The sequence below is a fragment of the Cyanobacterium sp. genome (assembly GCF_054166785.1).
This window is the reverse complement of sequence record NZ_JBSZCP010000033.1, coordinates 23,694-49,539: the sequence shown is the minus strand read 5'-3', so window position 1 is coordinate 49,539 and position 25,846 is coordinate 23,694. Positions and strand designations below refer to the sequence as shown.

Below are 25,846 nucleotides of genomic sequence, written 5' to 3'. Positions count from 1 at the left end.
CGGCTTTATATGGTAGGATAATTATATGCCACTAAGACCTTAATGGTAGGTGAAACACCCCGTGGAGGGACACCTGTTGAAAGATGACTTACCGAAATGGAAGTCGGTGCATAGCACTACAGACCCAGCCCCCACAAAGAATGACATTAAGCGAGTGAGAAAGCATAAACAATAAACAAAAGTAAGCTGAAAGCATTGGCTGACAGTGTAGAGGCAATTGACACCGCCTTGTGAACTGCTGTTGTATTGGTACTACGGTACGGTATGACAATGTGGTTGTCCGAGCAATGACTAGCTTTTGTTAGTTATCTCCTCTAAAGAATCCTCGTGGCTTCAGCCCGATGGAGTGTCAACAGTGGTGCAATTAGGACGATTATTCATAAATCTCTCCGCCACGGCAAACCAATCCCCGACAATCTCTTTTTCCTCATTAGAAGTGATTACCCTATCAATTAATTCCTTCCAATCAGGATCATTTTTTGGCAAAATTAAACCATATCTTTCACAGGTAACAGGGGTTTCAGGTAATAAAATAAAATCTCTAGTTAAAGACATATTCAAAGAAGTAGCTGCCCCCAATAAAAGGATACCATCATCGGCAAAAGCATCTATTCTGTCATTTTCCACCGCCCTAACCCCCAAAGCACTACCATTTGTACCTCTATATAAACTAATTTGTGCAGAAGGAAATCTTCGTCTGACATACTCTTCTGTGGTGGTATCACTCAAAACCCCAATTCTGATGTCTTCTATGGCAGTATCATCAATTAATTGTCTTGCTTTATCCCTTGCTACCAAAAATTGAGTACCTGTAACAAAAAAAGGTTGGGAAAAGGATACATTATAGTTTTCTATTTCTCGGATACTATTCGCCCCACATTCTAAATCAACTATCCCATCCTGTACTATTTGAAAACGATTACTTAAATTAGAGCTAAAAATATGGGTAGTAATGATATTACGATTTAAACTTTGCCTTAACTCTTTTTTGATCAGATTCACTAAGTCTAAACAAATTCCTTGCAACTCTCCACTGTTATCCCTATAACTAAAGGGAATTTCATGGGGATTGATACCAACCCGTAATAAACCTTGTGATTCGATTCTCTCTAATACCGTCTCCGCCTTGATAGCAGAATTAACAAACAAATTAATCCCTGAAAATAGGCTAATGGCGATAGTCTTTATGATGTTTTTCCCTATCATCTTCTCTGATACAGAAATTTGAGTTTGATTACCCTCTATATTATCTATATTTTTCTATCTCTCCAAGAAATATCATCATAACGGCCTTTGAAAAACAAAAAACCCTCTCTAAGGGGAGAGGGCTTGTAGGTAAAATAAAACAAACTAACAATAAAACTTAATTGATAGCGACTTTTTCCACTACATCAGGAGACTTAACGACTTTATTGCCAAAACGAGGATTAGTAAGGGCAACCTGTTGATAAGATTCCGTCACATGGGCATTTATGGCTACGGTTTTCACGTCATACAACTGAGTCGCTAACTTAGGATATAAACCAATTCCAATGATGAGGATAAGGAAAGAGGCAGCGATGAAAATTTCTCTGGGTTTAGCATCTTCATACTTTGCATTCATGGGTAAGATACAATCATTACCAAAACAAACAGGCTCATCATTATCTTCGTCTGTATTGATTATGTTGGTAGGTACTCCCAAATTACACATTAAAGTTTGGTCTGAGCTATAAAATAGTTGTCTTAACATGGAGAGTAGGTAAATAGGGGTTAAAATTAAACCCACAGCACTTAGGAGGATGGTTACGGTGCGGAAAGTTGAGCCGTAAATATCACTATTGCTATAACCCACAAATACTGCTAATTCACTGACAAAACCACTCATCCCGGGTAGGGCAAGGGATGCCATGGCACCTGCGGTGAAGAGGGCAAAAACTTTGGGCATTACTTTTCCGATATTACCCATTTCGTCTAAGTACATGGTCTTAGTGCGATCGTATGTTACCCCAGCGAGGAAGAATAGTAAAGCGGCAATTAGTCCATGGGATAACATTTGTAACATTGCCCCACTAATACCTAAATCAGTAAACGAAGCGATACCAATCAAGACAAATCCCATGTGAGATACGGAGGAGTAGGCTAGACGGCGTTTCATGTTGGTTTGTCCAAAGGAAGCAAAAGCACCATAGACAATGTTTACAACTCCTAGGATAACAAGGAGAGGAGCATAATAAACATGGGCTTCGGAGAGTAAACCGAGGTTAAGACGAATTAAGCCATAACCACCCATTTTTAATAGTACCCCTGCCAAAATCATTGATACGGGGGAAGATGCTTCTCCATGGGCATCTGGTAGCCATGTATGGAGGGGGAAAACGGCCAATTTTACGCCGAAGGCAACTAATAAACCACCGTAAAGAAGTAATTCTAGGCTGAGAGGATAGTCTTTAATGCCTAGTTGCACCATATCAAAGGTGATTTCTCCTCCACCGTATAATGCCATGCCCAATCCTGCGATGAGAATGAAGATGGATGCAAGGGCGGTATAGAGTAGAAATTTGGTAGCAGCGTAGCGACGTTTTTTACCACCCCAAATGGAGACGAGGAGATAAACGGGAACTAATTCTAGTTCCCACATAATAAAGAGTAATAATATATCTTGGGCAACAAATACGCCGATTTGGGCGGAATAAAGTAATAATAATAAAAAATAAAATAATTTTGGCTTACGATCTACTTGCCAAGCGGAAAAGATTGATAAAGTAGTAACAAACCCTGCTAATAAGACTAGGGGCATGGATAAGCCATCAACGGATACTGCCCAGTTTAAGCCTATTTCGGGTATCCAGCTATAACTTTCTACTAACTGTAGGCTGGAGTTGTGGATGTCGTAGTGTTGCCAAAAAACGTAACACATTAAAACGAAGTCTGCTATGCCTACTCCTAATGCATACCATCGAAGGCTTTTGCTCTTCTTGTCGGGAATGAGGGGGATGGGTAAGGCTGCGATTAGGGGGAGGGCTATAATTGCGGTGAGCCAAGGGAATTGATCCGCTATCATATACACTTTTTCTATATTTTCTTGAGTGGATAAACTATACCATAGTTTTGTTACGTTTTGTAAAATCTTGTAAAAAGTTTTTTTCTTTTCTTTGAAGATGACTAATTGTTAAGTTTTTTAGAGTTTTTGTTATCGGTTTTCCGTAAGTTGTGGGGAGATATTTTGAATTAATATAATAGGTATAGTAATAATATTTCGGTTTTAGAGACAAAATATATGGCTACAAGTAGTAATTTTCGTGGGGCAATTAAAAATGCCCAAAATAAAGCCTTAGTAGGGCCTAATGTCATCCCCAATGCGTTACCTTATCTGGGCGGTGGTTTAGTTTTAACGGCGGTGGGTACTTATGGTGGTTTGGGGGTACTTCGCTCAAATCCAGGTATTTTCATGACCACTTTTTTTGTGGCTTTAGTTGCTGAGTTAATCTTATTTTTTGTGGTAAGAGGGATTGCGGAGAGGGCTAACAATTCTACTGCTTTACCTTTGTTGGCGGTGTACAGTCTTTTGTCTGGTTATACTCTCAGTGGTCTAGTTTTCGTTGCTTTGGGTACTGATGGGGTAGGAATAAATGGAATTGCGATCGCAGCTTTGGGCTGTGGTGTAACTTTCATTGCTGCCCGAAACATCGGCTCAAACCTATCGGATGAGGATGGTTTAGCCCTCACCAAAACTGTCTCTATGGCAATGATTGGTTTAGTGGTGGTGTTGGTTGGACAGTTAATTTTCAGCCTGTTTGGGGTATATACTCCTAGTTGGCTGGAGGTAGGAATTTCTGGTTTTGGAGTATTCCTTTTTGCTGGGGTTTCTGTGGTAGATTTTTACATCCTACCCCGTACCTATAGGGATGATCAATACCTTAGCGCTGCTTTATCCATGTACCTAACCTACATCAACTTATTCATATTTATCCTTAGATTACTTATTGCCATTAACAGCCGTGACTAATTTGGGATTAATCTAAAAAAAATATGTCTCATTAATTTCATCTTCCCTAAATTCTTTTTGATAGGAGTTTAGGGTTTTTTATTCATGTTTTACGGATAGAGTTTCTGTAGATTAATTAGGATTAATTTTAATTATTATTTATTTTATCCTTAGCCATAGAATTTTTGATGGGTTCAATCTCTGGGGTTTATAGGCTTCATTGTTGAGTCTCTACACAAAAAAAATGGGTGTACATTAACCGAACATCACTAGAGGGATTACCGTTCTATTAATATGTTTTTATTTTTATAAAGGTGTTTTATTATAGTAGTAGCAATAGTAAATATTATTTTTAATAATCGTCTTGTAAAAAAACGATTTAAATTACTAACTCAAAGAAGGAGACATATTTATATATGAACAATAACATTAGAGTGGGGAATTTATTTGGGATTCCCTTTTACATTAACCCCTCATGGTTTTTGGTATTGGGCTTGATGACTCTTACCTATGGAGGGCAACTAGCTTTTACGACTCAACTTCCGGGGATACTTCCTTGGCTTGTGGGGTTATTTGCGTCTTTGTTACTTTTTGCCTCAGTATTAGCCCACGAATTGGGCCATAGTTTTGTGGCGATTTCCCAAGGAATTGAAGTTAAATCCATTACCCTATTTATTTTTGGTGGGTTAGCATCCTTAGAAAAAGAATCTAAATCCCCTGAAGGTGCATTTGCCGTTGCGATCGCAGGACCCCTAGTCAGTATAATATTATTTGCCATCTTCACCGTTATTCAAACCACTACCCCCTTACCTTTAGCTTTATCTTTGGTAGTATCATTATTGGCGTATATCAACCTTATCCTCGCTCTATTTAATATGATTCCCGGGTTGCCCCTTGATGGTGGTAACGTATTAAAAGCCATCGTTTGGAAAATTACAGGCAATCCCCAAAAAGGCGTTATTTTTGCAGGACGTTTCGGACAGTTTTTTGGTTGGACAGCGGTTATAATCGGTGCATTAGGTACATTAAGTGTAATTCCCTTTGGTAATTTTTGGACAGTTTTAATTGGTTGGTTTTTATTACAAAATGCTGGAAATGCTGCCCAATCTGCAAGATTAGAAGATAAACTAAATCACTTCAACGCAGGGGAAGCCATCACCGAAGATAGTCCCATTGTTTGTGAAAATATAACTTTGAGAGAATTTGCTAATAATTTCATCATCGGGAAACAACCTTGGCGCAGATTTCTTGTCACCAATGAAGACAATATCTTAGTCGGAGTATTAGAAGTAGAAGACATAAAAAGCATCTCTACCCATCTCTGGGGTGAAACCACCATTAAAGAATTAATGAAATCCCATGAAAATGTAAAAACCGTTAGTGATACAGAAACTCTCTTAGAAGTTGTAAAAATGCTCGAACAACAAAAAGAGTCAGAATTAACCGTAGTCAAAGAAGACGGTACTTTACTTGGTTTAATTGAGAAAAAAGGAATTACTAAACTTCTACAATCTCAAAAGTAACGGCGGATAAGACACAAAAACATCATAAATTGGCACTACGGGGGGTCAAGTTTTCTACACCCCTCATCCATGGGAGGAGTGTACTTTTTTTAAAAGTGAGCAAGGAAATTTACTCCTCCTCATCCTCCTGTAAAAGCTTTTCGCACAAACTTCTTAACCTCATGCGAGGAATGTAAGGCCATCCCCCCGTTTCTTCCATGTGACGTACTAAAAGATAGAGACGGTGACGATTAGTAGGTAGGGCAGGGGACAAAAAATTATCATTTACCCCACGATGGGTTGCTTCTAATTCTCTTAAAACGTGTAATATTTTTAAGCAGTCTCCCTCACAGCTTTCTGCTAATTCATTTATTTGTTTGTTGATAGAATCTATTTTGTCTTGTAGTTCGTGATGTTTTAGTTCTTGATTTTCCATTCCTGTTAATATTATTATCCCATTGTTAATGATAATCAGTTGAGCTGATATTTATCTAGTTTTTTTGAGAATATTTAACTTAATGTATCCCTCGATGGGGGAATTGATTTCGGGAAACACCCCACAACTTCGTTACAAAACGTTATATTCTAAGAGAATAGAAATAATAATATCTCCATCCATAAAAAATATAGTTAGGTATAAAAAATGCGAGTAATTTTAATGACAGGAAAGGGCGGAGTGGGAAAAACTTCCGTTGCTGCTGCCACTGGCTTAAGGTGCGCTGAGTTGGGATACAAAACTTTGGTATTAAGTACAGATCCTGCCCATTCCCTAGCAGACAGTTTTGATTTAGAATTAGGTCATGAACCCAAAAAAGTAAAAGAAAACCTCTGGGGAGCAGAATTAGATGCTCTGATGGAATTAGAGGGTAACTGGGGCGCTGTTAAAAAGTACATTACAGAAGTACTACAAGCACGGGGCTTGGATGGTGTACAGGCCGAAGAGTTAGCTATTTTGCCGGGAATGGATGAAATTTTCGGTTTAGTAAGAATGAAGCGTCATTATGATGAAGGGGAATTTGATGTTTTAATCATTGATTCTGCCCCTACTGGTACCGCCCTAAGACTCCTTAGTCTTCCTGAAGTTGGGGGGTGGTACATGAGAAGGTTTTATAAGCCTTTACAAAGTATGTCAGCCACTTTACGCCCTTTATTTGAGCCTTTTTTCAAGCCCATTACAGGTTTTTCTTTGCCTACGAATGAGGTGATGGATGCCCCCTATGAGTTTTATCAGCAAATAGAGGCGTTGGAAAAGGTTTTAACAGATAATACTCAAACTTCGGTACGCTTGGTGACAAATCCTGAAAAAATGGTTATCAAGGAGTCTTTGAGAGCCCATGCTTATCTGAGTCTTTATGGTGTTTCTGTGGATTTAGTCATAGCTAATAGAATTATACCTGAGCAAGTTGATGATCCTTTTTTCCAAAGATGGAAGGAAAATCAATCGGTTTATAAACAGGAAATCCATGAAAATTTCCATCCTCTACCGGTGAAGGAAGTGCCTTTATTTTCTGAGGAGATGTGCGGTTTGGCAGCGTTAGAGCGTTTGAAGGATACTTTGTATAAGGATGAAGATCCTAGTCAGGTGTATTATGAGGAAAATACCATTAGGGTGATTCAAGAGGATTCTAATTATAGTTTAGAGTTGTATTTACCCGGTATTCCCAAGGAGCAAATTAAACTCAATAAAACAGGGGATGAGTTGAATGTAAGAATTGGTAATCACCGTCGTAATTTGGTATTACCTCAAGCGTTGGCTGCTTTACAACCTTCGGGGGCAAAGATTGAGGATGATTATCTCAAGATTAAGTTTGCTAGTGTTTCTTAGGTAGCTAGGATTTATTTTGGTGGGTATTGCCCACCTACCCCGTATTTTAATACCTAATTCTAGGGTCAATATAAGCGTTAATCAGATCGATGGCTATACTAGCTATAACGACGATAAGACCGAAAAAAACCATTATTCCTTGTACGGTGGGATAGTCTCTTTGGGATATGGCTTCGTATAGTCTGTTGCCTAAACCGGGCCAAGAAAAGGTAACTTCGGTGAGTACAGCCCCCCCTAGTAGGGCAGCAAAGGTTAAACCCATGACGGTAATAACTGGTATTAGGGCATTTTTAAAGGCGTGGGCAAAGAGAATACGACTTTCGGGGATGCCCCTTGCCCTAGCGGCTTCTACATAATCTGATTGTAGGGTTTTTTTAAGGTTTACCCTGACTATTCTTTCAAAGATGCCACTGATTAAAATTCCGAGGGTGAGGGAGGGTAATGCTAGGTAGTGAAGGGCTGTAAAAAATTGACTAATGTTTAGGGTTAAAAGACTATCCAATAGGTATAGTCCAGTTATTTTTGCGGGGGTTGTCATACCCACGGGAAAACGGGTGCCTAGGGGAAACCATTTTAGTTGGACGGAGAAAACAATTTGCATTACCATACCCATCCAAAACAAGGGCAGGGCGTAGGTGATGATGCCGAATAGTCTCCCTGCTACATCAAAAATTGTGTTTGGTTTTGAGGCGGATATTAGTCCTATACCCACTCCAAGGGCGATCGCCACTACCATGGCAAACAAAGATAATTCAACGGTGGCGGGGAAGTATTGACTTATAACTTCTCTTACCCCTAAGCCACGGCTGGTAATGGATGAACCTAAATCGAAGCGTAATAACTGCCCAATGTAACTAAAATATTGTAGCCAGAGGGGTTGATTTAAGCCCATTTGCTCCCTTAGGGCTTGTTTTGCTGATTCTGGGGCTCTACCTCCTAAAATAGCATCTACGGGGTCTCCGGGGGTTGCTCTTAAAAGTAAAAAGACGATTGTTACGATAGTCCATAACATTAATGGAGCGAGTAAAATACGGGCAATGATGTAGTATTGCAAAGATTTTGAACGGGACATGGATTAATCTTTGGTTATGGCTATGGGTAGGATGATGGAGAATGAAATTTTTAGATGTCCCCCCATTAAAGCACTTTTTGATCAAGCCCTAGTTATTAAAACTTTTTCTTTGTTGATAATATTTGATGACCAAAGAAGTTGCAATCCAAATACCGACCATTAGTAAACCAATTAAACCAAATTGAGCGATGAGTTTTACTAATTGGGGTAAAGGAATTATTCTACCGACAAAATAAGAGAGGGTGACAATCACGGAAGCCCATACGGTGGCACCTGTAAAGTTGAAGAATAAAAATTTACCGTAATTCATCTCGGTAATTCCTGCAATGGGACCGGCAAAAATTCTTAATAAGGTTACGAAACGACCGAAAAATATAGCTTTTCCAGCATTTTCATTAAATTTATGCTTGGCGATCGCCAATTGTGTTTCCTGAAGACGAAAAATTCTGGCAAACTTAACAAAAAGTGACCATCCCCCAATGCGCCCTAACCAATAACCGCAGTTATCTCCGATGACGGCACCAAGAATGGCACTAAACAAAACCCACCAGTAATTTAATTCCCCACTACCAGCTAAAAACCCACCAATTACAGTAATAGTTTCCCCCGGTAAAGGAATACCTGTATTTTCTAAGGCAATACCGACAAACACTGCCCAGTAACCATATTCTTGAGCCAACTCTTGCATTTGCTCTAATGAGAAAAATTCCATAACCATAAGACTTTTTGATTACTTGACAGATACATAACTTAATCAATCTTAACTCAACAAGAGTCTTTTTAGGGCAATAAACAGACCCTTATTCCCTTATTTATCTTAGATACATGGAGATGGAGCAAGACTATTATTTTTTCTCAGGAATGGATGTACAAATGAAATCGATGATTTCACTATGGCGGTTTATATTGTTGGATGGGGGTAAATTAAAATAACTCAATTCCCTACCGATTCTGGTAGCCATAGAGTGAATAGTATGGGTAGAACGATATTTAATAACTTGTTGAGCAAAGTTAAGTATTGCTTCGGCACATATTTCTAATTGGTGATTTTGCTGAAGAATTTTTTTCCCTTCCATACCTATTTGTGCAAACTTTAGAGGGTTATCTAAAAAGTTGTTCAAATGTTCTATTAAGTCCTCTATTTCGTAATGGGGGCGTACAAATGCTACGGCTTTAGGATCTAAATTTGCATACCATTCTGTTTGAGATACTATGCTGGGTAAGCCATAATTCCAAAGGCGCAGTTGACTGCCAGAGGCTTCTCCCATGGAAGGATTACGAAGATTAATGGCAAGACTAGCATTATTTAAAGCCTGACTTAATTCTTTATCGGTAACAAACCCATGGAGACTGACGATATTTTCTAAACCTAATTCCTGAATTTGTCTAAGGACATAGTTTTGATCCCACATTTCCCCATAAATGTTGAGATTAAATTGTTCTCGACGGGGGAGCATGGCAAGAGCTTTTAAAACGGAGTCTAAACAACGATTTTGTCCCATGAAGCCAAACATAATTATTTGATAAGGGCTTTGAGTGCTATGGCGATTTATTTGATTTAAGTTATCTCCGAGGTATGGTAGGGGAGTATATCCTGTCATCCAATAATTTTCTTGGCTTAATTTTTGGTAGGATTGTTTATTGTGGGTCATAAGGGCGATTCCACCTTGAAGAGCAAGGGGAGTCATGGGGTATTTATCCGCCATGGTTGCCATGGGTACAAGACCATCCAAAAATTTTTGAGCATCTTTTAATCCTTTTTTGCCGTAAAGCTGAAAAACTTGATTTAGATAATTTGTTTTATCCTCTGATAGCATATAGAAAAAATCCTGCAACTTATAATCATGAAGAATGACTAACCCCGGGCATTGTTGGCTTATTTTCCAAATATCTCCATGAAAAAGATAATTATTTCCTAATTGATAAATATTCAAATCTGCTTGATTTACTTCATACCAAGAAATATGATCAGGTTTATAATAACGGACAGTAAAAATATCATTTAATTCTTCATCATAATATTCTTGATTTGTCCAAATAGTTACGGTGGCAGATTTTTGTAAAAGAGAAACTATACTGTAAGTATATTTAGCAATATCTGTTTGAGCTGGGGGTAGAGGGGAAAACCAGTTTATTTTCATCGTGTTTAAGGGAATAAATGGGGAGTCAGAAATGATTTTAGAGGCTTACATCTATATACCATGGGTCAAGTTAAGAATTGATCAACTTATCAACTACATGAGTCCAAGTAATATCTAATTCTTGATAATGTTTTCGTGCATTTTTGCCCAAGTGAGAAGCTAAACGATGATTTTCCCATAATTGATCCATTCCTTGTGCTAAAGCAACAGCATTTGATTCTGTGATAACTCCTGTTTCTTGATCTGTTATGAACTCTAAGGGGCCTCCAGAATCACTACAAGTAATAACAGATTTAGAAGATAACATAGCCTCCAAGGTTACATAGCCATAATCTTCATCAAGGGGAGGATATATTACTGCAATGGACTCAGCATAATATTTAATTTTTTCAGCCTCAGAAATTTGACCCACAAAAATAGCTCTATCATTAATTTTTAGCTTTTCGCACATTTGTTTTAGTTCATCTTCATATAAGCCATTATCAGAAGAACCAGCAAACAAGACTTTGACTGGGTTACGAGTATGGGCGATCGCCTCTAAGACCAACCATTGTCTCTTAACCAAATTTAACCGACTGGGAAAGAAAAAATAACCTTGGGGATTCCCGCAATGAAACTTATCAGCATTCTTGGGGGGATGATAAAGAGGGGTTGAATCAAGTCCGTTGAATTTTTTCAATCTATTAGCTACATTCTGGGAATTACTAAAAATATGACGACACTCTTTCAACGCCTTAGTATCCCCATTAATAATAGTTTGTCGAAACTGCCAAGCGTCAGGATCATTCATTAAACCTACAAACTTTTTGCCCCAAAGATCATATAACTCTCTGTGTTGATGCAACAACCAAACAACTTTATTGGGATGATCATTAAAGTAAGCAGGAAACTTAAGAGGAATAATCAAATCAATACTCCTCCCAGAAACATTAGATAAATCAAGAAGGCGAAAGGCAAACATAGTATCTAGTATCCTTTGAGGAGGATAGGCTTCAAAGGGAATAGCAACAATCTCAGCACTATGTCCATGATCTTGTAATGCTGTAACTAAAGACTCCGCATGGATTTCCGCTCCTCCTCTAATAAAAGGCGCTTGAGTTGTAACAACTAATATATTCATCTAAACCGACTATGATTTACCACATCAACTAAACTTAAAGTTAATCGTACCATCATCTTGGATTGAGGGGCGTTGTTAATTCCCTCGCTCGGTAAAATGTTTCCAAACTATGGCGATCGCCCACAAAACGCCAGTGCCAAGGTTCATAACTAATCCCCTGTAAATTATCTCGAGGGAAAGAAAGCTCAAAACTATACCGAGAAGCATTTGCCTCTAACCACCGATAGGCGGGGGTATTCTCAAAACTTTCCTGTAAATTGGTACTAGGGTTATTACCATCGCCAATATCCACCGCATAACCCGTATGATGTTCACTATGACCGGGAGGCGCACTCACCTCCGCCCGTTGTCTTGCATCCTGATTTCTTTGCTCTTTTACTTCAAAAAATAAAAACTCCTGCTCAGAAACCGATCTAAATCCTGAAATAGGAATTAAAATCACCCCCTGATTTCTAGCATCCCTCACCATGGCATTAAATCTTTCCGCAGCTCTTTCCCTGAGTTTAATTCGACCATCTGCACTAATAGACCTCAATTCCGATGAAGGTGCTTCCTCATAGGCTATATGTCCCAAAATATTTTCAGGAGTAATAATTTCTTCCACCTCCTGCACTTCTTCAGAAGGTTGAATCTCCGTTTCCTCCACCACGATAGTTTCTGAATTAGGGCTGTTAGTAATACCATTGATCAAGAAAGAAACCATGATCACTAACAAAACACCACCCATAAACCAGATTACATACTTTTGATATGCGGGGCGATCTACCTTTTTATTACCCTTAGAATTAGAACTTGTATCTCTTAGGGCCGTGGGGATTTCATCCATAAACCTAATAACCTTTGATTTCTTTACCCATTGTATCGACTATTGGACAAATCATGGGCAAGTATTGTTCCATGAACTTGGTGCTATACTCTAAAAAAAGAAAACTAATTTTTAGATCCTAATATTCATTTGTCTAATCCAAACTCAGATACCCCCCTAGATATTGACGAGCAAAACTGGGTAGATGAAATAGATGATTCTATGGAAACCACCCCCACCTATGCCCCCTATCAACCACCCCAAAAAAACTATAACGTAAGTCCCCGAACCATTGCCTTAGTAGAAAGTGCCTTTTTAGCTAGTACCGCTAGTTTAATTTGGTTAATCGACTACTATTTTCGTTTAGGTCCATTTTTGAGGATGTTATATCCATTACCCATAGCCCTCGTTTACATGAGAAGGGGTAGAAGGGCATCAATTATGACCACCATTGTCTCAGGGTTATTACTAAGTATTTTAATGGGTCCCCCCCGTAGTGTTGTGTATATTATTCCCTATGGCTTAATGGGTATTCAACTAGGAGGAATGTGGCGAAATGGCTCTAATTGGTACTTATCTTTACTAACAGGGTCAATTATTGGTAGTTTTGGCTTTTTCTTTCGTTTTTGGCTTTTCTCTATCCTTTTAGGAGAAGACCTTTGGATGTTTGTTATTAACCAAATTACAGGATTGGCAGATTGGATTTTTTTACAGTTAGGCATTCTTTCTCAACCTAGCCCCTTAATTATCCAAATATTAATCTTAGCTGTGGTTTTTGTTAACAATTTAATTTATTGTTTTACGGTTCATTTAGTGGCGTTGTTAATGTTAGATAGATTAAAAAATCCTATTCCTCGCCCTCCAGAATGGCTCAAGATTATTTTAGACTATGAATAGTAATTAATAAAAAGCTATTTTTTTCTGCCCATCTTTCTTACCATTTTATTTTTGCGTTAAACCCTAAGTTGTATATTCAGCGTTGATTTTAACGTAATCATAACTGAGGTCACAACCCCAAGCAATGCCACTTCCTGAGCCACTACCCACGGATACGGAGATTAAAACAGTATCTTCTTTCAAATACTCACCTTGGGAGGCTTGTTTGAGATAATTACTGGCGGCTTGACGGTCAAAATTGAGAGGTTGTCCCCTTTCCATTAGTAAGAAATCCCCTAGTTTAATCATCAATTCATCTTGGTTAAACTGTACCCCTGCCCTTCCAGCGGCGGCGGCAATTCTTCCCCAATTGGGATCTCGCCCGAAAATGGCGGATTTAACGAGGGATGAACCCACAATAGTTTTAGCTATTTTGTTGGCGGAGGAATCATCGATCGCCCCTTCAACCTGTACCTCTATCAAACAGGTAGCACCTTCACCGTCTCGGGCAATGGCCTTGGCGAGGTGTTGACAAACGGCGGTTAACATAGCCTCTAGTTTCTGCCCATTTTTGTCCATGGTGGTAATAGCGGGAGTCCGAGACTGCCCATTGGCAAGGGCGATTAAACTATCGTTCGTGCTGGTATCTCCATCTACGGTAATTTGATTAAAACTTTTATCTGCTGCCCGTTTCAGCATTTCCTGCCATAACTGGGTAGAGACTGCCGCATCACAGGTTACAAAACTAAGCATGGTTGCCATGTTGGGGTGAATCATCCCCGAACCTTTAGAAATGCCCCCTATGCGTACAGGACGACCATCTATGGTGGTTTCTAGGGCTATGGACTTGGTGACTAAATCCGTGGTGATAATGGCTTGGGCTGCTGCTGCCCCTCCGTTTTCGGAGAGTTCATCTACTAATTGAGGAATTGCCCCAATCATCACATCCATTTTTATCCTTTGTCCGATTACCCCCGTGGAGGCAAGAAGAATAGAGTCGGGGGAGATGTTTAATTTTTCTGCCAAAGCGGTTGCAGAGGTAATGGCATCTTGCCAACCCTGTTCTCCTGTAGCGGCGTTTGCCTGTCCTGCATTACATAAAATTGCCCTAGCACTGGCTTTTTTTTGCAAATTTTGGCGACAATAATCGACGCAGGCCGCCCTTACCTCCGATGTGGTAAATACCCCTGAGGCGATCGCCTCGGTTTCCGACCATATTAGGGCTAAATCAGGGTTTTTAGAGGCTTTTAGACCAGCGGTAATTCCTGAAGCCTTAAAACCTTTGGGGGCTGTTATTCCCCCTTCTATTTCTTGCCAATCAGTCATAAGATAATGGATAATTTAAAATGGATAATTGATAATTAAAAGAAATGGACAGTTGACTTTATCTTAATTTGTCAATCTGCCCGGGGTTTTAATATTTAAACATTATTTTTTCGGAGAAAGGAGCATAATCATATTACGACCTTCCTTTTTTGGTCTTTGTTGAATTTCGGCCATTTCCCCCAAATCTAGGGCCATGCGCTCTAACAACTCCTGTCCAAGGTGAACGTGTTGTGCTTCTCTACCTCTAAAGTTAATAGTCGCTTTAACCTTATCTCCAGATTTGAGAAAACGTTTCGCCTGACTGACTCGCACCTGATAATCATGCTCATCAATTTTGTAGCGCATTTTTACTTCCTTAAGATCAGCAGTATGTTGCTTTTTCTTGATCGCCCTTGCCTTTTTCTCTTGCTCAAACTTGTATTTACCATAATCCATAATTCGGCAAACAGGGGGATCAGAGGTTTCGCTAACCAATACTAGATCCAACTCTTTCTCATCCGCAATCCGATTAGCATCTCTAGTGTCGAGGATGCCTAGTTGTTCTCCATCGGTATCGATGACACGAACTTGAGGAAAGCGAATATTATCGTTAATTTTTGGTAAATCTCTTTGATTTCTCTTATTGTTGTTGCTATAGGTCACAGGCTTTGATTAATTTCTCCAATATGCGAATACAACTTTTATACTTACTAAGGGTTTACTTATGAACAATTATAACTTGACTGAACACACTGATCATTATAGTGTGTCCTTGTCGAAGTGGGTCGTTTTTTGTCTATTGTACTGCTAAGATTTAAACCTGAAACAGAATGCAATAATTTTTAATAAAGATTTAAGATTTAATTAACAAATGGAAACAATTCAAAATCTTTTTAATGGCTTGACCGTGGGCAGCATCATTGCCTTGGCGGCAGTGGGTTTAACCCTCACCATGGGAATTTTAAAGCTATCTAATTTTGCCCATGGAGATTTTCTGACCGCTGGGGCTTATGTCACTTGGCTGGTGAATACTAATGGGGTAAATATCTGGCTTTCTATGGTGGTGGCGGTAATCGTCATTACGGGGTTGATGCTACTCACGGAGCAACTGTTATGGAAACCGATGCGTAATCAACGAGCTAGTAGTACGAGTTTGATCATTATTTCCATTGGTTTAGCTTTGTTTTTACGTAATGGGATTTTATTTATTTGGGGTGGAAGTAACCAGAATTATGCCCTGCCATTGGTGGAGGCTCTTAATCTTGGGGGGGTAAGGGTTGCGTACTATCGTGTTACGGTGATTGTTTTAACGGTACTTGCCATTATTGCTCTACATTTTATTTTGCAAAATACAAAAATTGGGAAGGGTATGCGAGCGGTGGCGGATAATATCGATTTGGCAAGGGTTTCGGGGATTAATGTGGAACAGGTAATTTTATTTACTTGGATTTTGACGGCGGTGTTAACGGCTTTTGGGGGTGGTTTATACGGTCTTGTGACGGTGGTACGTCCGATGATGGGTTGGTTTTTGATTTTACCCATGTTTGCGGCGGTAATTTTGGGGGGGATTGGTAATCCTTATGGTGCGATCGCCGGGGGTTTAATTATTGGTATCGCCCAAGAAATGAGTGTTCCCCTGGTGGGTTCAGAATATAAATTAGGGGTGGCTTTAGTGGTTATGATTGTGGTGTTATTATTTCGCCCCCAAGGAATTTTTAAATAACAAAAATACATTGATAAATAAAATGATGTTGCATAGCCAAAATAAGCAACACCAATTTTTGAAAAAGCTAAATTCCCGGTTTACAAACATTGTAATCTTCGTGGGATACCACCGCTTCTGGAGCGATAAAACTGCCACAATCTCGACAAATTAAACGATAATGCCTAGTTACGGGGATACTAATAATGAAGCGATTATGTCTTAGTCTTTTTCCCCTAAAATGAGTGTAGCTGGTCTTATTTTGTAATTTTGAAATAATATCTCTAGCTTTTAGAACAACGTTTTTAGGTAAAGAAGTTAAGTCTATTGGGTCATAATTAAAACTCTGTCGCCACGCATTTTTTGCCCTTCTTTTTTCTTCCCAGATGGATTCTTTCTGGGCGCATCTATGACACTTGCTTCCATATCCGACATGACCACAAGAAAATTTTTTCTTTCTCCTAGACATTGCTTTTCTCCTGATTATATAACAACTTTAATTAATTATTAAAACCGAGATTAATGGCTAATTAAATTAATAATTAAAATACAATAAACTAATTATTTTTATTAGCTAATTTTGGATATATGAAAAAGATAAATCAAAAGTATTCAGCTATAACAAACTTATTTGAACTTACCTAAATTAATATTTTTTTAGTAAGGTATTTTATCAAAAATTCTTATTAATTTGTTCTATATTTTAAAATGTCTTAGCTAAGAATATAAATTAAAAATTGAATACAAATTGATAAAAACTCTGATTTTAAATTTATTTACCTTAACTAACTATGTTTTTAATTTTAGTAATTATTTTTTAGTTATGTTAACTGATATTAAATCCGTAGATAAAAGTAAATTAAGAAGATGAACAATAAACTCAAGCCCATTGCCCATAGAGGATAAGTAAAAGTACAATTTATAGATCGGATTTAGTCTGATATTATCTTTTTGGTGGTTCTAATGTTTCCAGAATTACTATTAAACTGAAAACGCCCAAGGCTTTAATTTAGAATTGATCCCCACTTTTTTAGGATACTAGAATGGATTACTAACAGACAATTATTGTTGCGAAGTATTAAAATTTGTCTTAATAAAACTTTATGAAATATTAATTTAGGCTTCATTGATAGTGTAAATTTGGAACGTGAATTCCTGCCCCCTGAAAAATCTGATAGTGAATTGAGATGATTCTGATATAATCAGACATTGTCAATGGATGGTCAATTAGAATATGCGTTTATCTCAGATGTTATGGGTTACTTTACGAGAAGACCCTGCAGAGGCTGAAATCCCTAGTCATAAGCTATTATTAAGGGCTGGTTTTATTCGCCGTATCGGTAGCGGTGTTTATGCTTATATGCCTTTAATGTGGCGTGTATTACAAAAAGTTTCCCAGATAGTCCGAGAAGAAATGAACGCAACGGGGGCGTTAGAGTGTTTATTACCCCAAATTCAACCAGCGGAGTTGTGGCAAGAGTCGGGGCGCTGGGATACTTACACCAAGGCGGAAGGAATTATGTTTTCTTTGGTGGATAGGCAAAAAAGGGAATTAGGTTTAGGTCCTACCCATGAGGAGGTGATAACGGCGATCGCCCGTGATATGATCAAATCTTATCGTCAGCTACCCCAACATTTATATCAAATTCAAACTAAATTTAGGGATGAAATTCGCCCCCGTTTTGGTTTGATGCGTGGTCGAGAGTTTATCATGAAAGATGGTTATTCCTTCCATACGAGCGTTGAATCCCTGAAGGAAACCTATGCAGACATGGATAAAGCCTATCGTAATATTTTAACCCGTTGTGGACTCAAATTTAGGGCGGTGGAAGCTGACTCTGGGGCGATTGGGGGTTCTGGTTCTCAAGAATTTATGGTTTTGGCGGATGCGGGGGAAGATGAAATTTTATACACGGAAGATGGCAAATATGCAGCTAATGTGGAAAAGGCGGTTTCGTTACCTGCTGAGAGGGTAGCTTCTCCTTTTAGTAGTTTTGAGAAAAAAGAAACTCCTAATACTCAAACCATTGCCAAGGTAAGCGAGTTTTTAAAATGTTCTCCTACTAATATTGTTAAAAATATTCTCTATCAAGCAGTTTATGATTCAGGAAAAACGGTTTTAATTTTAGTAAGTATTAGGGGGGATCAAGATGTTAATGAAGTTAAATTAAACAATGAATTGGTTAAACTTGCCCCTAATTATAATGCTAAAACCATCATTAGTTTAACGGTACCCGATCAAAATGCCCAACAAAAATGGGCGACTAAACCTTTACCTTTGGGTTACATTGCTCCCGATTTAGGGGATGATTACATTGCAAAATCTGAGCAAGTAGAGGGGAATTTTTTACGATTGGCGGATGAAACCGTTAAGGATTTAGAAAACTTTGTCACGGGTAGCAATGAAACGGATTATCATTCCGTCGGGGCTAATTGGGGTAAGGAGTTTACATTACCTGCATTGGTGGTAGATGTTCGTAAAGCCATGGTGGGCGATCGCGGCTTACACGATCCTACACAGTTACTACAAAGTGCGAGGGGTATTGAGGCGGGGCATATTTTTCAACTAGGCACAAAATATTCCGAAGCCATGGGGGCAACCTATACTAACGAAGCGGGAAAAGAAGAACCTTTTGTGATGGGTTGTTATGGTATTGGGGTATCCCGTCTTGCTCAGGCAGCGGTAGAGCAATCCTATGATAAGGATGGTATCATATGGCCAAGGGCGATCGCCCCCTACCAAGCCATCGTCATCATTCCCAACGTTAGCGATGAACAACAGGTAAAAGTGGCAGAGCAAATATATAACGACCTTAACAAAGCTGGTATCGATACCCTTTTAGATGACCGTAACGAAAGGGCGGGGGTTAAATTCAAAGATGCTGATTTGGTGGGTATTCCCTATCGAGTAGTGACAGGGCGTTCATTGAAAGACGGCAAAGTGGAGTTTGTGAAACGTGCCACCAAGGAAGCCCAAGATATTCTTATTGAGGATGTAGTTACAACTATCCTTAAGGATTAAACTTTTATTCCCCCTAAAATGGGGGATTTTTTTCTTTAAAGATTAAAGGCGATCGCAAAAGGATCTGTTTTGTAGCATATGAACTAACAAGCTACATTTACTCGTACTTTAACGATCATTCATTGTCTAAATAATTTTGTGGAGAAGGGGGATTATATATAGGTAGAGGATTACGCCGAATCATTACCACTAAGCTAAGAAAACCGACAATGACCACCAAAAGAGCCGTCATAAAAACCATAAAACGACTAGGCTGATAATCTCCCCTCTCAATTTGCCAAAAAGCCCTGTTGTAGTTGTAAAGAGCAACCCCAATCACCAATATCCCTAACACCACAAGGGCAACTCCTAGATTTTCAGAATTAAGGAAGCCATTATTAGTAAAACTTTCCTGTGTGAAAGAGATTTCTAACTGTTGGAGGAAAATGCCAAAACGAGTGAGGGCAAAACCAAAACCAATGAGGGCGATGGAAGTGCGTAACCATGCCAAAAATGTGCGCTCGTTAGCTTGATGTTCCCTTTGACGATCAATTTTGGGTAACTTAGACATGAAAAAACTTTATTCTAAATTGGCAAACCTTTTCAAGTATGCAATATTGTGACGGGCGAAAGCCTTTTTTGCCCTGCGAATTAAATCAGTTTGATAGGGAAATTCATCCCTTGCATCCATTGGGTAAGAGCGTAGTTTAAACTTAGTACCCCATTCCTCCTCCCTCATCAATACGAGAATTGGTAATTTTAATTGAGTATATTTACTACTGTAGGCCGCTTGATAGAGAATATTAATAATTTTTTCATGATCTGCATCATGTTCAAAGAAAAATTCCGTTGCCACTTGGGCTTCTAAATTACCCCCATTAGAATTAGATATGGCTTCCGTCCATGCCTTATTGTGGGGTATGGTTACGGTATTATCATCGGGGGTTTGAATTTGAATGCCCCGTAACCCATAGCTAACCACCTCTCCATAATGATCTCCGATTTGGATGCGATCGCCTACTCGATAGGGATTTTCAAATAAAGCCACCACCCCAGCAATGATAGAACTAATATAATCCTTAAAAGCAAAACCCAAGGCAACAGCAATACTACCAGTCAAAGCGAGTAAATTAGATTCAGAAAGATTGAAAAATAGCCTAACTAAATAACTAATAGTAGTAATTAAAATAAGCCCTTTCCAAAAAGGTAACGATTGCTTCGTCAACAGACGATAACGACGAGGAACTTTTTCCGCAATCCAATTAACAATTTTTTGGACTAAAAAAGCTGAACTATAAGCAATAAATAAAGCTAAAAGAGCATAAAGTATCTTCTGGAAGCTAAATTCCGTTACCAATTCATCCGACACATTTTCAGCCCCTCCTAACTGAGCAAAAATCAAATATTTGCCTATTCCCTGCACCATAAATTTCACTAATAAAGATAAAAATCCATCATTGCCACATTTCTTTAAAAGCGGAAAGAAATATTTACATAGGGTCCATTTTGATTTACATCTACCTCAAAGTCCGTTGACCTAGTTAAACTTGACTCATAACGGGTATTACCAAAACGATAGCCTAAACCTAAAGAGGTTTTTTGATCAGAAAACTTCCAATCAACCCCAGTGCTCAGATTCCACTGCTTTAAGCCCTCAATGCCAAAACCAGAAAAAGAGCCTCCACTAACCCATGCTAACTGAGGAGAAACATTCACCCTTGCCCGTCCGCCAATAATTGGTGATACTACGGTTTTGTTACCACTAAAATTTGCTCTTCCGAACTGTGGGCTACTAAAATTTAATCCTAAATCAACCCCTGTAATATTAATACCACCAAAAACATCAAAAACTGTGCGCCCTAGGTCAAATTCTGTTTCAACCCCCTCTGGATTTACGTTGGATGGATCATAAAAACGGTAAGCACCCCCAAGAGATAACGACCATAATGTGCTATCTGCTTCGGCGTTTAAAGTCACGGGGATTCCCCCCGAGGAAGGTAAATTGCGGATTACGGAAGCTCTACTATCTAATGATAAATAATCAAAATCAGCAAAAAATCCGAGACGATAATCGGGATTCCAAGCCTTCATCCTACCAAAAAAGGCAAAATTGAGATCATCTTTGATACTTTTTCGGATTTGACCAGAATCTAGGCTAAAATCCCCTGTTAAACTTCCTGCTCCCACATCTCCGTAAATGGTAAAAGGTATGTAAATAGAGGGTTGAACTAAAAAGTGCCAAGAGTTGCTAGATGGGTTAGTTTCCTCCATGGCTAAATCCGAGGCACTCTGGCTAATCAATTCATTTTCTTTTGTAATTTCTTTCTCAAAAAAGTTTATATCTGGTTTGATTTCCGTAATTTCAAGTTCAGGATAGCTACTCTCTTGAGTTACTATTTCATCAAGTTGTGGAGCATTTACACTTATTTCCGAGGCTTGGGCGTTAGGTGCGATCGCCATTACACCATTAATAATAATCCAAGGACAAAACAACAAACTTTTTTTCAACATCACCGTTGACCTTAACACCAAATTTTAAATAGATAATCGTAAGTTTAAAAGACAAAGAATCAAAAAGTCAAAAAATATTTTGAGAATAATAATCATTCTTTTTTAAATTATAAAAATGATGTAACAAAATTGATACTCGAGACAAAAAAATGTAGTCTTAAGATGTAACACGAAAAGGAGAACCAGATCCCATGCGATCGCCCCAGAAAATAATTATAGGGTTATTATTAACAGTCTTACTGGCATTCACAGCACAACAAACCCTCGCCCAAAATCAATCAACAATTCTCGCTCAAAACCCAACCCAAAAAAGTAGTATCCTCTTTGAAAATGTCCGTATTTTTAACGGTCAATCAGAACAACTTTCCGCCCCATCCAACGTTCTGGTTATAGACAATAAAATTGCACAAATCAACACCAACAGAATCAACCCTCCATCGGGTGCTAACCCCACCAGAATTAATGGTAATGGTCGCATTTTAATGCCAGGACTCATTGACAACCATGTTCATATACTCCTCACATCTAGTACCCTTCCCGAACTGTTATCTCCCGACGTTACCGAAGAAACCCTTTTTGCCAGAGCCGAAACCCAAGCCGAAGCAATGCTATTAAGGGGCTTTACCACCATCAGAGACTTAGGAGGTCCAGTTTTTCCCCTCAAAAGAAAAATTGATCAAGGACAAATTCCAGGACCAAGAATTTATCCTAGCGGAGCCATGATTTCCCAAACATCAGGACATGGTGATTTTCGTACCCTCAATGAACGCTCCCGTCGCTTTGGTGGCACCGTATCCCGTGGAGAAAAGCTAGGAGCCACTTTTATCGCCGATGGCAGAGACGAGGTTTTAACCGCCACTAGAGAAAATTTGCGCTTCGGAGCATCTCAAATCAAAATTATGGCAGGAGGTGGAGTTTCATCCATTTATGATCCCATTGATGTAACCCAATATACCCTTGATGAGATGAAAGCAGCCGTGGATGCCGCTGAAGATTGGGGAACTTATGTCACAGTCCATGCCTACACTCCTAGAGCGGTGAGAAGAGCCATTGAGGCAGGGGTAAAATGTATCGAACATGGGCAACTGTTGGATGAAGACACCATGAAAATTTTGGCAGAAAAAGATATTTGGTTAAGCGCCCAAGCCTTTGAGGATAGAGAAACCCCCGGTTTTACGGAAGAGCAAAAAGCTAAAAGGGCTTTAGTGGTTCAAGGAGTTACTAACGCTTTTAATTGGGCAAAAAAATATAACGTTAAACTGGCATGGGGTACAGACTATTTATTTGATCCTCCCCGTAATCAAAGACAAAATCAAGATATTGTCAATTTAGGGGAGTGGTTTACACCTTTTGAAGCCCTCAGATTGATTACCCACGATAATGCTCAGTTATTAAAACTATCTGGGGAGCGTAATCCCTATAAAGGCGGTGCATTGGGCGTAATTGAAAAGGATGCCTATGCTGATTTAATTTTGGTAGATGGTAATCCTTTGGAAGATCTTTCCATTATGGCGGACTACACCAATCAATTTAAAGTAATTGTTAAAGATGGCAAAATTTATAAAAATACCCTCGGTTAATTAATTCCTAGGTAATGGATTATAAGTCCAATGTATAAACTGTACTTTCCCCTAGGGATCGAACATTAATAATTCCCCGACTATCAAGGCACGGGGAGTTTTTTTAGCTTTTACTATTCACACGACTAAAAATAGAACTAACGATCGCCCCTGTTCCGAACATAATTAGAGAGTAGATGGCTGGAGGTATGGCAATTTGGGGATTGTTTAATAGTGTAGCGGAAGTGGCGATCGCAATGGCTAAAGTTCCATTTTGCATACCAGCTTCAATGGAAATAGTCGAACATTGCTTCAAACTTAACCCCATCAATTTAGCAATAAAAAAACTAATTATCAGAGCAATCACATTCAGGGCAAGACTTGGTAAACCCGTAGCTTGAACAAAAGGAATCACATTTTCCCTATCAGCAAAAATCGCTCCCATTACTACTAAAGCCATAAATAAACCAGAAGCAATTTTTACAGGTTTGTCAGCGCGGAGGGCAAAACTAGGTTTATAACTGCGAATAACCATCCCCAAAGACACAGGAATTAGGGTAACGAAAATTATTTGTAGAATGGTTTGCAATACGGGTAAAGAAACATAAGTACCACTGCCCATAAAAGTTTCCATGGCATAGTTAACAATAAAAGGCAGAGAAATAATGGTAATGACGCTAGACAAAGCCGTTAAACTGATAGATAAAGCCGTATCACACTTACCCAAATAAGAGTATAAATTAGAAGTAGGTCCTCCCGGACAGGCAGAAAGTAAGATAATACCCACGGCAAACTCCGGTGCTAAATTCCAAAATCCCATCAGCACAAATGCAATAACAGGTAACACTATCAACTGGCAAAATAATCCCGTCAAAATGGCTTGAGGTTCGATAACTACTCTTCGAAAATCTTTAGGAGTGAGGGTTAAACCCATGCCTAACATAATAGTAATCAAAGCAACGGGTAAAAATATTTCCGTGATAAAACTTGCTTCCATCTTTTTTTTTATCTTTCAATAATCGCTCTATATTCTATTCCCTAAAAGTATTCACACTACCATCTGGACTAAAAATAACCCTTATGGTGACCGATTCTGAACCAGTTAGGGGGGAAACTATTGTTTCTCCTTGGAGAGGTAGAGGGGTTCTATCGATGAAAAATCCTGCGGTTTGTCCTACGGGGGTAATACGAGTGATGGAGCCTTGGGGATTAATTAAAAGCCGATATTCGATGCTTTGGGTTAAATTTTCTGGGGGTTGCCACCTACTGACAAAATAGTTTTTCACTTCTTGTTGAGGAGACGGAGTTGGGGGTTGGGGGCGATTTTCAGGGGCATCATTTCCATTATTTCCTTGGGGATTTCTCGCCTGTAAGGGAGGTACGGTGGGCAAGTTAGGACGACTTGAACCTAATCTGGGTATCGGTGGGGGGGCGGGGGCTAAATCTTGGGGGGGAGGAGGAGGGGGAGATATATTGTTGCTACCACCACGGGGGGGGGTTTCTGGCATGGTTAAATTTCCAGAGTTATTGGACGGGGGAAGGGGTAACGATGCAGAATTATCTCCGTTGGCTGGGGGGGGTGGAAAATTAGCAGGGGGTAAGGGAATGTCTCCTGTGGGGGGGGGTAAGGGTTGTCGGCCTAAAAGATTTTCAGGTACATCGGGTAAGGAGATGGGGGGTAAAGTATCTCTATCTAGGGGGGTAGGGGGCAACACATCAGGAAATTCAGGGAAGGTATTTTCCGTAGCGGTTTCGGTTTCCTCTTCAATTTCTTCGGTCACAATGGTACTGTTATACCACCAAAATCCTCCAACTATTATAAGGGCGATCGCACCTATGCCCACAATACTTTTAAAAGGAGTAAAGGGGGAATAAATTTTATTTTCGCTCTCTCGGAAGTCAAGATAAAAATTTTCGAGGGCGTTGGTAAGGTCTAAAAATTGGGTATGACTCAGGGTAATGGATTGGTTATCCTCTGTTTTAATCAAATGATATAGTTGACCTTTTCCCACCACTAAAAAATCACTACTATCATCATTATTAAGCTCTTTTTCCTCAAAGTCGAGGTTTTGTAAGAATTTATCGAGGTATTGATTGATTTTTGCCCTAATTTTTTCCAAGTAAGGGCGATCGCCCCTAAGAAAGATTACATTATCATTAGGTATTCTGGGATCATCAAAATTCAACTCAAAAGTATAATCAGGAGCTAAACTTTGTCCCTTGAGAGGAAGAAAAGATGGAGGATTATAAATACTCAGGGTGCAAGTGGGGGGGGTATAACTTTTAAATAAAGACTCTTTACTCATGATAAATAATGGATAATTGAGAATGGATAATTGAGAATGGATAATAAAAGAAAATCAATGGTTAATTGCAATTATCACCATTGTCCATAGTTCAAAAAAGAATATAAGCAGAGATCTCGTTAAAATAATGGGATAATAGTATTTTAGAGAATTA

At 39.0% G+C, this 25,846-nt stretch carries 23 protein-coding genes; 7 read left to right on the top strand and 16 right to left on the bottom strand.

What is annotated here, in order from left to right:
* Nucleotides 1-333: 333 nt before the first annotated feature.
* The gene (locus ACXITR_RS06075; RefSeq protein WP_457996339.1) at nt 334-1,206 is read right to left on the bottom strand and encodes a transporter substrate-binding domain-containing protein; all 873 of its coding nucleotides are present in this window, start codon (nt 1,204-1,206) and stop codon (nt 334-336) included.
* 157 nt (nt 1,207-1,363) lie between these two features.
* Nucleotides 1,364-3,043, bottom strand: a complete 1,680-nt coding sequence (locus ACXITR_RS06070) for an NAD(P)H-quinone oxidoreductase subunit 4 (protein ID WP_457996338.1) — start codon at nt 3,041-3,043, stop codon at nt 1,364-1,366.
* 216 nt (nt 3,044-3,259) lie between these two features.
* Here ACXITR_RS06070 and ACXITR_RS06065 point away from each other — a divergent pair, with 216 nt between their 5' ends.
* On the top strand, nt 3,260-3,988 hold the full coding sequence (locus ACXITR_RS06065; protein WP_457996337.1) for a Bax inhibitor-1/YccA family protein: 729 nt from the start codon (nt 3,260-3,262) through the stop codon (nt 3,986-3,988).
* 395 nt (nt 3,989-4,383) lie between these two features.
* A complete protein-coding gene (locus ACXITR_RS06060; RefSeq protein ID WP_457996336.1) occupies nt 4,384-5,490 on the top strand; it encodes a site-2 protease family protein in 1,107 nt (368 codons plus the stop codon).
* A 109-nt stretch (nt 5,491-5,599) separates the two neighbouring features.
* On the opposite strand, the gene ACXITR_RS06055 is transcribed toward ACXITR_RS06060, so the two are convergent.
* A complete protein-coding gene (locus tag ACXITR_RS06055) occupies nt 5,600-5,905 on the bottom strand; it encodes a hypothetical protein (protein ID WP_457996335.1) in 306 nt (101 codons plus the stop codon).
* Nucleotides 5,906-6,112: 207 nt separating this feature from the next.
* Between ACXITR_RS06055 and ACXITR_RS06050 the strand changes: the two genes are divergently transcribed.
* A complete protein-coding gene (locus ACXITR_RS06050; protein WP_457996334.1) occupies nt 6,113-7,294 on the top strand; it encodes a TRC40/GET3/ArsA family transport-energizing ATPase in 1,182 nt (393 codons plus the stop codon).
* Nucleotides 7,295-7,340: 46 nt separating this feature from the next.
* Here the strand turns inward: ACXITR_RS06050 and ACXITR_RS06045 are convergent, their stop codons facing one another.
* From ACXITR_RS06045 to ACXITR_RS06025, 5 genes are all read right to left on the bottom strand, one after another.
* Nucleotides 7,341-8,366, bottom strand: coding sequence for an ABC transporter permease (locus ACXITR_RS06045; protein ID WP_457996333.1), 1,026 nt, complete (start codon nt 8,364-8,366; stop codon nt 7,341-7,343).
* A gap of 88 nt (nt 8,367-8,454) precedes the next feature.
* Nucleotides 8,455-9,084 (bottom strand): DedA family protein, encoded by a 630-nt coding sequence (locus tag ACXITR_RS06040; RefSeq protein WP_457996332.1) that lies wholly within the window; start codon nt 9,082-9,084, stop codon nt 8,455-8,457.
* A 127-nt stretch (nt 9,085-9,211) separates the two neighbouring features.
* The gene (locus tag ACXITR_RS06035; RefSeq protein WP_457996331.1) at nt 9,212-10,507 is read right to left on the bottom strand and encodes a glycosyltransferase; all 1,296 of its coding nucleotides are present in this window, start codon (nt 10,505-10,507) and stop codon (nt 9,212-9,214) included.
* A gap of 70 nt (nt 10,508-10,577) precedes the next feature.
* A complete protein-coding gene (locus ACXITR_RS06030; protein WP_457996330.1) occupies nt 10,578-11,627 on the bottom strand; it encodes a glycosyltransferase family 4 protein in 1,050 nt (349 codons plus the stop codon).
* A gap of 52 nt (nt 11,628-11,679) precedes the next feature.
* The gene (locus ACXITR_RS06025; protein ID WP_457996329.1) at nt 11,680-12,453 is read right to left on the bottom strand and encodes a M15 family metallopeptidase; all 774 of its coding nucleotides are present in this window, start codon (nt 12,451-12,453) and stop codon (nt 11,680-11,682) included.
* A 162-nt stretch (nt 12,454-12,615) separates the two neighbouring features.
* Between ACXITR_RS06025 and ACXITR_RS06020 the strand changes: the two genes are divergently transcribed.
* Nucleotides 12,616-13,329, top strand: coding sequence for a DUF2232 domain-containing protein (locus ACXITR_RS06020; RefSeq protein ID WP_457996448.1), 714 nt, complete (start codon nt 12,616-12,618; stop codon nt 13,327-13,329).
* A 63-nt stretch (nt 13,330-13,392) separates the two neighbouring features.
* Here the strand turns inward: ACXITR_RS06020 and argJ are convergent, their stop codons facing one another.
* Together argJ and infC are read right to left on the bottom strand one after the other, a co-directional pair.
* The gene (gene argJ / locus ACXITR_RS06015) at nt 13,393-14,634 is read right to left on the bottom strand and encodes a bifunctional ornithine acetyltransferase/N-acetylglutamate synthase (RefSeq protein WP_457996328.1); all 1,242 of its coding nucleotides are present in this window, start codon (nt 14,632-14,634) and stop codon (nt 13,393-13,395) included.
* A 102-nt stretch (nt 14,635-14,736) separates the two neighbouring features.
* Nucleotides 14,737-15,276 carry a translation initiation factor IF-3 gene (gene infC / locus ACXITR_RS06010; protein ID WP_457996327.1) on the bottom strand — a complete coding sequence of 180 codons (540 nt, stop codon included), beginning with the start codon at nt 15,274-15,276 and terminating at the stop codon, nt 14,737-14,739.
* Between the two features lie 208 nt (nt 15,277-15,484).
* Here infC and ACXITR_RS06005 point away from each other — a divergent pair, with 208 nt between their 5' ends.
* Nucleotides 15,485-16,336, top strand: a complete 852-nt coding sequence (locus tag ACXITR_RS06005) for a branched-chain amino acid ABC transporter permease (RefSeq protein ID WP_457996326.1) — start codon at nt 15,485-15,487, stop codon at nt 16,334-16,336.
* A gap of 67 nt (nt 16,337-16,403) precedes the next feature.
* Here ACXITR_RS06005 and ACXITR_RS06000 read toward each other — a convergent pair whose 3' ends face one another.
* On the bottom strand, nt 16,404-16,784 hold the full coding sequence (locus ACXITR_RS06000; protein WP_457996325.1) for a DUF7682 family zinc-binding protein: 381 nt from the start codon (nt 16,782-16,784) through the stop codon (nt 16,404-16,406).
* Nucleotides 16,785-17,549: 765 nt separating this feature from the next.
* On the opposite strand from ACXITR_RS06000, the gene proS reads away from it, so the two are divergent.
* On the top strand, nt 17,550-19,337 hold the full coding sequence (proS, locus tag ACXITR_RS05995) for a proline--tRNA ligase (protein ID WP_457996324.1): 1,788 nt from the start codon (nt 17,550-17,552) through the stop codon (nt 19,335-19,337).
* Nucleotides 19,338-19,452: 115 nt separating this feature from the next.
* Here proS and ACXITR_RS05990 read toward each other — a convergent pair whose 3' ends face one another.
* From ACXITR_RS05990 to ACXITR_RS05980, 3 genes are read right to left on the bottom strand one after another with little or no spacing between them, the layout of a single operon-like run.
* Nucleotides 19,453-19,887, bottom strand: coding sequence for a YidH family protein (locus ACXITR_RS05990; RefSeq protein ID WP_457996323.1), 435 nt, complete (start codon nt 19,885-19,887; stop codon nt 19,453-19,455).
* A gap of 9 nt (nt 19,888-19,896) precedes the next feature.
* Nucleotides 19,897-20,742, bottom strand: a complete 846-nt coding sequence (locus ACXITR_RS05985) for a mechanosensitive ion channel family protein (RefSeq protein WP_457996322.1) — start codon at nt 20,740-20,742, stop codon at nt 19,897-19,899.
* Nucleotides 20,743-20,786: 44 nt separating this feature from the next.
* Nucleotides 20,787-21,827 (bottom strand): hypothetical protein, encoded by a 1,041-nt coding sequence (locus ACXITR_RS05980; RefSeq protein ID WP_457996321.1) that lies wholly within the window; start codon nt 21,825-21,827, stop codon nt 20,787-20,789.
* A 191-nt stretch (nt 21,828-22,018) separates the two neighbouring features.
* On the opposite strand from ACXITR_RS05980, the gene ACXITR_RS05975 reads away from it, so the two are divergent.
* Nucleotides 22,019-23,407 (top strand): amidohydrolase family protein, encoded by a 1,389-nt coding sequence (locus tag ACXITR_RS05975; protein WP_457996320.1) that lies wholly within the window; start codon nt 22,019-22,021, stop codon nt 23,405-23,407.
* A gap of 103 nt (nt 23,408-23,510) precedes the next feature.
* Here the strand turns inward: ACXITR_RS05975 and ACXITR_RS05970 are convergent, their stop codons facing one another.
* Together ACXITR_RS05970 and ACXITR_RS05965 are read right to left on the bottom strand one after the other, a co-directional pair.
* Nucleotides 23,511-24,383, bottom strand: a complete 873-nt coding sequence (locus tag ACXITR_RS05970) for a bile acid:sodium symporter family protein (protein ID WP_457996319.1) — start codon at nt 24,381-24,383, stop codon at nt 23,511-23,513.
* Nucleotides 24,384-24,417: 34 nt separating this feature from the next.
* A complete protein-coding gene (locus tag ACXITR_RS05965) occupies nt 24,418-25,692 on the bottom strand; it encodes a DUF4335 domain-containing protein (protein WP_457996318.1) in 1,275 nt (424 codons plus the stop codon).
* Between the last annotated feature and the right edge of the window lie 154 nt (nt 25,693-25,846).